Annotated in this window: 7 protein-coding genes and 1 pseudogene; 3 read left to right on the top strand and 5 right to left on the bottom strand. The window is 42.1% G+C overall.

Annotated elements, in window-relative coordinates; genetic code table 11:
- Nucleotides 1-313: 313 nt before the first annotated feature.
- Complete coding sequence (gene vapC, locus EWV84_RS12320) at nucleotides 314-712, bottom strand: type II toxin-antitoxin system VapC family toxin (RefSeq protein WP_287078219.1); 399 nt, start codon at nucleotides 710-712, stop codon at nucleotides 314-316.
- Nucleotides 699-911, bottom strand: a complete 213-nt coding sequence (locus tag EWV84_RS12315) for a type II toxin-antitoxin system VapB family antitoxin (RefSeq protein WP_286826087.1) — start codon at nucleotides 909-911, stop codon at nucleotides 699-701. The genes vapC and EWV84_RS12315 overlap by 14 nt, the downstream gene beginning before the upstream one ends.
- 123 nt (nucleotides 912-1034) lie before the next feature.
- On the opposite strand from EWV84_RS12315, the pseudogene EWV84_RS22890 reads away from it, so the two are divergent.
- A pseudogene (locus tag EWV84_RS22890) lies at nucleotides 1035-1419 on the top strand (DUF2887 domain-containing protein); the annotation flags it as partial.
- A gap of 262 nt (nucleotides 1420-1681) precedes the next feature.
- Here the strand turns inward: EWV84_RS22890 and EWV84_RS12300 are convergent.
- A complete protein-coding gene (locus tag EWV84_RS12300; RefSeq protein ID WP_287078216.1) occupies nucleotides 1682-1993 on the bottom strand; it encodes an ISAzo13-like element transposase-related protein in 312 nt (103 codons plus the stop codon).
- A 222-nt stretch (nucleotides 1994-2215) separates the two neighbouring features.
- Between EWV84_RS12300 and EWV84_RS12295 the strand changes: the two genes are divergently transcribed.
- The gene (locus tag EWV84_RS12295) at nucleotides 2216-3568 is read left to right on the top strand and encodes a TIGR03279 family radical SAM protein (protein ID WP_287078215.1); all 1353 of its coding nucleotides are present in this window, start codon (nucleotides 2216-2218) and stop codon (nucleotides 3566-3568) included.
- 122 nt (nucleotides 3569-3690) lie between these two features.
- Here EWV84_RS12295 and EWV84_RS12290 read toward each other — a convergent pair whose 3' ends face one another.
- Nucleotides 3691-4485 (bottom strand): MlaE family lipid ABC transporter permease subunit, encoded by a 795-nt coding sequence (locus EWV84_RS12290; protein WP_287078214.1) that lies wholly within the window; start codon nucleotides 4483-4485, stop codon nucleotides 3691-3693.
- A 186-nt stretch (nucleotides 4486-4671) separates the two neighbouring features.
- On the opposite strand from EWV84_RS12290, the gene EWV84_RS12285 reads away from it, so the two are divergent.
- A complete protein-coding gene (locus EWV84_RS12285) occupies nucleotides 4672-5856 on the top strand; it encodes a class I SAM-dependent rRNA methyltransferase (protein WP_287078213.1) in 1185 nt (394 codons plus the stop codon).
- On the opposite strand, the gene EWV84_RS12280 is transcribed toward EWV84_RS12285, so the two are convergent.
- The gene (locus EWV84_RS12280; protein ID WP_287078212.1) at nucleotides 5823-6233 is read right to left on the bottom strand and encodes a VOC family protein; all 411 of its coding nucleotides are present in this window, start codon (nucleotides 6231-6233) and stop codon (nucleotides 5823-5825) included. The two genes, EWV84_RS12285 and EWV84_RS12280, sit on opposite strands and share 34 nt — an antisense overlap.
- Nucleotides 6234-6476 lie beyond the last annotated feature (243 nt).

Here is a 6476-nt window from a genome sequence, read left to right as displayed (position 1 = left end):
AAATTATCTATCTCCGCCCAAAATCTATGTCCTTTCTTGATAATGTGTCTTTCTGCTACTAACATTATTCTCCGTTGTCTTTTAACTCAGCGTCGGGTTTTGAAGGGTTGTTATCCGTTATGATAGTTGTACCGGAAGGCAATTGATAGCCTGTTAAATTCCCTTGTTTCCACCACCTCCAAGCCGTTCGATAACTTATTCCTGTTTTTTTGCCTAGTCCGATAGTTTCGTGTTCACATATTACCATGGCTGACTATATCTGACTATATTTGTATTGAAACTTTACAATACCCTTCAAGTACAATTAGAGGGTTCAAGGTTGAAAACGAAGGTGTGGCAGCGATCGCACTTGAGCAATCGTTTCAAAGTCTCGATCATTATGAATCAACAGTAAATTATTATCTAAAACGACTTGGGCAATACAGCAATCAATCGGACTCCGAACTGTTAGTCCCTGACGGCGCAGATCGTAGAAGATTCGCGCGGCTGCTTGCCAAGAATTATTCGCCAATTCAACGTAATCCTGAAGTTCGAGGTAGGTAGAGAGCAAAGTCCACTCTTTTTCATTCAAACTTCCCTGAAGCAGTTCAAGCTGAGTGAATCGTGTCAGGAAAACGTCACGACCGTTAATCAGTATTTCGAGTTTTTGTCGGCCTTGACCTGTGCGATCACGGAAGATACTGATCCAAACTGATGTATCAATCAGCAGCATGACGAGTCTCACGCAGAGCTTTATAGTCGAAATCTGGGGCAAATTGAATTTTTCCAGCAAGATCAAGAAGGTTTTTTTTGCGGCGCGATCGCACTAGCTCCTCTAGAGCTAAGTTAATCACCTCCTCTTGATTAGCAAGGTTGGTCAATTGAAAAGCTTCATTGAGAAGGGAGTCATCAAGATTGAGAGTAATTTGCATGAGTTGACTAAAGGTAAATGTCTTGAGGGTAAAGCAATGATAAAAACCCGTATTGTAAATTATTGCATCTAGAACGTCTCTCGAATGTGCCAGGGTTATGCTTGGTGTTGAGTTTGATTGCCTTCCATGTTTATTAGAGTTTTATGGTTAATTATAGCACCAACCGCAAGAGCGATCGAGCAGGGAAAACAATTAATTCCACGGATTAGACAAGAATTCCCTCTCAGTCAAACAACAGCAAGAACTTTTAGAATTGATAGAGACAATTTTGGTTTATAAGTTACCCCAAGTCAGTAGAAAGGAGATAGAAGCGATGTTTAGTTTAAGCGATTTAAAACAAACTAAAGTGTATCAGGAAGCTTGGGAGGAAGGCCGACAAGAAGGTGAATTAGCGGCAAAATTAGCCTCTATTCCTCGTTTATTGGCATTAGGATTAAACTTTGAACAGATAGCACAGGCTTTAAAATTAGAGATCGAACAGGTTAGACAAGCAACTCAAGGGGAATAGGAAAAGTTCAAGGTGATCCTATTTTAATCATAGTTTCCCAATCTTGATCGCTATCAATTAACAGTAAATGATTCTCCTAACTTTGATAAATTGATATAATTGCCGGTGGCTATCTTTTGCCGGTAGCCATCAAGCAAAAATCGGCAACCCCGAAAATCCCGCAAGTCTTCTCTTAATTGGGAACAATTTGCCGAAAAGTAACCGGACGCAGATAACCTCGAACTCTCACCGATAAGGGACTTGCGTAAAAATAAGCTGCTAGCTAGGAGGGTAGAACCGTCACATCCCATTTGGGTGAAGCTTCAGAACGCTGCCAGAAAGGTTGCAATTGTTCTAGTTCTTTAGCCAAAACCTTCACCCCTTTTTCATAAGTTCCTTCTAGCAAATGCACTAGAGGCTTTATGCCCTTCCGAGTCATGTTAGAAGCCCAATTAAGAGCCGCATCAATTGAACCCAAAATTGCCCCATTCCAATAGTTCTCTAAGACTGCCCAACACCGTTCAATTGGATTATATTTACTATGGCATTTGCGGATAGTAGATGAGCCGTATTTGCCACTGCGTTTTTCGGGCAAAGTCTACCATTCTTTTGATAAATTGGCTGCGGTTGCTGCCAGTGGCGGCTTCTGGTGTCTAAATCAATGACTAATTCTTCTAACCCTGGATAGATTGCTTGATTTTCTTGCCACCACAACTCTAAACAATCGGCCATGCTGTAGAATTAGCTTGACAAAAGTGAGACAAGGCCAAAGACTCTCTCGAAATGCAGTTAAATAATTGGATGGCGACCTAAAAATATGAGTGAATTAACTATTAGTCCAGCTAAAATTAGTGGTGTCATCCCAGATTCGATCGCCGCCGAGGTCGGTTTTGAAATCGGGGATGCGCTCCTCTCTATCAATGGTAATCGTCCCCGGGACTTAATCGATTATCAATTTTTATGTGCCGATGAATTTTTAACCCTAGAAGTGCTTGATAGTCAGGGCAAAACTCACCGGATAGAAATCGAAAAAGATTATCATGAAGACTTAGGTTTAGAGTTTGAAACTGCCCTTTTTGATGGCTTAATTCAGTGTAATAATAAATGTCCTTTTTGCTTTATCGACCAACAACCAGAGGGCAAAAGAGAAACTTTATACTATAAAGATGATGACTATCGCTTAAGTTTTCTCTATGGCAGTTATTTAACCTTAACTAATCTCACCTCAAAAGAATGGCAGCGGATCGAAAAGATGCACATATCACCGCTTTTTGTGTCCGTTCATGCCACGGAACCCGATCTGAGAATTCGTCTCTTAAAAAATCCCCGCGCTGGTCAAATTTTAGACCATTTAAAATGGCTACAAGCCAGACAATTACAAATTCATGCCCAAGTGGTAGTTTGTCCCAATATTAATGATGGAATTCATCTCGAAAGAACCCTGTTAGATCTGGTTTCTTTTCATCGGGGAGATATTCCCTGTGTGGAGTCGATTGCCGTAGTTCCCGTGGGATTAACCCGCTTTCGTCCCCAAGAAGATGAATTAATTCCCGTTAGCCAAGAAAAAGCGCGAGAAGTGATCGAACAAGTCCAAACTTTACAGAAACAATTTTGTCAAGAATTGGGCAGTAATGTGGTGTGGTTAGCTGATGAATGGTTTTTAATTGCCCGAGTCGATTTACCACCTCAATCTCACTACGAAGACTATCCCCAAATCGGTAACGGAGTTGGCTCGATTCGTCAATTTATTAGGGATTTTCAGAAGACAGCAAAGAAGTTATTACCTGCTCAAATTACTCCATCTAGACGATTGATATGGGTAGTGGGAAATGCGGTAGAACAAGCCTTTCAACCCCTAGTTAAACAGTTAAATAATCGGCGGGGTTTAACCGTGGAATTAGTGGCTTTAAATAGTGATTATTGGGGACAGGAAATCACGGTTACGGGTTTATTAACCGGGCAAGATATTCTCAAAGGATTACAAGGTAAAAATCTTGGGGATGGGGTTTTATTACCCTCCCTCATGCTCAAGCATGGGGAATCGGTATTTTTAGATGATCTCACCCTAGAAACTGTTATTAATCAGTTAGGAGTCCCTATTTATCCAGTCCTGGGAGTGGAGGAATTAATTAAAACTTGTCTTACTCTCAATCCCTTGAACAAATCCTAATCTTGAAAATAGACAATTATCAGTAATCGGTGATCAGATTTGAGTTTTTAGTGAGCGGTATTAAGTAGAAAATTGCCGTTTTCTTGGCACTGATCACTGATTACTGATTACTGATTACTGTCTTAGCCGATTTCCACATTACCTGTCCCTTGAAACATCAGCCAAGAGAGGAAAAAATTAGCCACAAAAATCGCTAACAAAGAAGTTACCACAGCCGTGGTAGTAGATTGACCAACTCCTTTAGCACCGCCGGTGGTGGTTAAACCCCAACTGCAACCGATAATAGCAATTAAAACCCCAAAAATTAGGGACTTTAACATAGAACTAATTAAATCCCATGTTTCCAGAAAATTTTGGGCTGATTGTAAGAATAGGGAATAGGAAATACCGTAAAGACTATCGGAAATAAATAAACCACCGAGTAGGCCGGTGACTAAAGAGATAATAGTGAGCAGGGGTAACATTAAACTACAGGCAATCACCCGGGGAATGACCAAATAATCGATCGGATCGGTTTTTAAAATATATAAAGCGTCAATTTGTTCTGTTACTCGCATTGTACCAATTTCGGCGGCAAAAGCCGAGCCAACTCTCCCCGCCACCACCACCGCGGTTAAAACCGGGGCTAATTCTCTTGTTAAAGCCAAGGAAAGGACTCCCCCAACAAAACTACCCGCCCCAAAAAAAATAAATTCTCTGGCTACCTGAATAGTGAAAACCATACCCACAAAAGCAGCCGTAATTAGGGCAATTGTCAAGGATTCTGGCCCAACAATACTCATTTGTTCAAGAGTATTACGCCGGTGGATTTTGCCATTAAGAATATGTAAAAAACTTTGTCCCGCTAATAAACCAGCAGCCCCCAAACGCTGGAACCATAAACTTAAACCACCGGCAGCATCACTTTTTCTTGGCATTTGTCGAGGGACTATCGCTAAAATCTAACTTATTATAGGCGAGAATTCCCTCTGATTATCCCTCGATTGTTAGGACTTGGTTTGATGCCACTCGATCGAGGGATAACAAACCATGGTTTTGCGCTTCTGGCAGGGGATAATAGAATTGTCTAGTAGTCGTCAGCTATCAACCCTGATTCTTTATCCATGCCAGATTTAGCGAAAATTATCCTGAGAAACCATAAAATTGATGCCGTTAAACGATTCCATCCTTGGATATTTTCCGGAGCGATTAAAGAGATGGAGGGGGAAGTCAAAGAGGGTGCTATCGTGGAGGTTTATAGCGATCGGGGCGAATATCTAGCCACTGGACTGTATAATCCTAGCAATATTGCCGTTAAAATTCTTTCTTTCCAAAAAGTCAGCGATATTGCTCAATTATTTCTCGAAAAATTCCAGAATGCCTATCAGCTGCGGCAACAAATCGGTTTAGTCGATAACCCGAAAACTAACTGTTATCGCTTAATTAACGCTGAAGGAGACGGTTTACCCAGTTTAATCGTCGATTGGTACAATGGCACGGCGGTTATTCAAGCTTATTCCCTAGCTTTATACCAACGTCTCGATCTGATTGTCGATTGCCTGAAAACTATCTACGCTGACAATTTACGGGCAATCTACGATAAAAGTGCCGCGGTTTTGGCGAAAAGCGCCCATATCTCCGAAAATAAATACTTATTTGGTCAAAAAACTGGCGATGAGGTGTTAGAATCTGGCCACCGCTTTATTATTGATTGGGAAAAAGGACAAAAAACAGGATTTTTCCTCGATCAAAGGGAAAATAGAGCAATATTGTCCCAATATTGCCAGAATAAACGGGTTTTAAATACTTTTTGTTACTCTGGCGGCTTTTCCGTCTATGCTATGCAAGCGGGGGCTGCCCTAGTCCATTCCGTTGATAGTTCCCACGGTGCGATCGATCTTACCGAAAAAAATATCGCCCTGAATAATCTCGGTGAAGTTCCCCATCAATCCTACAGCGCCGATGTTTTTAACTTCCTGCGCGACTGTCAGGAGGATTACGATCTGATTGTCCTCGATCCCCCCGCTTTTGCCAAAAGTATCCAATCCCGTCATCAGGCGGTTATGGCTTATAAAAGATTAAATTACCAAGCTTTCCAGAAAATTCGCCCGCAAGGTATTATTTTCACCTTTTCCTGTTCCCAAGTGGTTAACGAAGAACATTTTCAGGGTGCTGTCATGGCTGCCGCCATTGAATCGGCTCGCCCAGTGCGAATTTTAGCACGTTTAAGCCAACCGGCGGACCATCCCACCAGTATCTATCACTCGGAAGGTTCCTACCTGAAAGGATTGGTTTTAGCGGTGGATTGATGGAAAATTAAACGATTACCATCCGGATCATAGATGTAGATTTCCGGACCGTGGGAAGTCTGGCTAATTTCTCCCCTAGCACCATAGCCGATTTCGCTCAAATGATCGAGGGCTTTTTCGAGACTCTCCACCTCGAAACAAATGCTCATGCCACTGCCCCTAGAATCGCTAAATTCGTCTCTGTGGGACTCTTTAGGGCAAAAAAGACCTAATTTAAGGTTAATCAGCCTAAATTCCGCATAAACGGCGGCAAGGTAGGGGTTTGGTTCCTGTTGCAACAGTTGACGATAAAACTGCACCGAGCGATCGAAATTACTCGTTCCTAGGGCAATAAAAGCTTCTGTGTAATTGAATGGACTATCGGGGGGGTTATTCATTGGGGTTGGGGATTAGGAGATGGGAGATTGCCCAAAAGATCTACTTCAGTGCGGTGAGGATGTCAAGTCCGTTGTACTGCCAATAGTAGTCGCGTCCATTGCCAGACTTTCTATCTCCCTCGGTATTGACACTCCCCGCTCTAAAGAGACGGGGATTCTTGGTTCACAGAGATTACTTGCTTAGACAGAATTGCTTCTGAAAAAGTAGAGGTATTCTCTCCCCAAGCGTTTATTGGGTCGAGC

Source organism: Microcystis sp. M_QC_C_20170808_M3Col (assembly GCF_007095505.1).
Taxonomy (GTDB): Bacteria; Cyanobacteriota; Cyanobacteriia; order Cyanobacteriales; family Microcystaceae; genus Microcystis.
The sequence above is the reverse complement of the archived record's forward strand: the minus strand, read 5'-3'. Positions and strand labels throughout refer to the sequence as shown.

Excerpts from the sequence above, each read along its gene's own strand:
- vapC (WP_287078219.1), bottom strand. The coding sequence starts at position 712 with ATGCTGCTGATTGATACATCAGTTTGGATCAGTATCTTCCGTGATCGC.
- EWV84_RS12315 (WP_286826087.1), bottom strand. The coding sequence starts at position 911 with ATGCAAATTACTCTCAATCTTGATGACTCCCTTCTCAATGAAGCTTTT.
- EWV84_RS12295 (WP_287078215.1), top strand. The coding sequence starts at position 2,216 with ATGAGTGAATTAACTATTAGTCCAGCTAAAATTAGTGGTGTCATCCCA.
- EWV84_RS12290 (WP_287078214.1), bottom strand. The coding sequence starts at position 4,485 with ATGCCAAGAAAAAGTGATGCTGCCGGTGGTTTAAGTTTATGGTTCCAG.
- EWV84_RS12285 (WP_287078213.1), top strand. The coding sequence starts at position 4,672 with ATGCCAGATTTAGCGAAAATTATCCTGAGAAACCATAAAATTGATGCC.
- EWV84_RS12280 (WP_287078212.1), bottom strand. The coding sequence starts at position 6,233 with ATGAATAACCCCCCCGATAGTCCATTCAATTACACAGAAGCTTTTATT.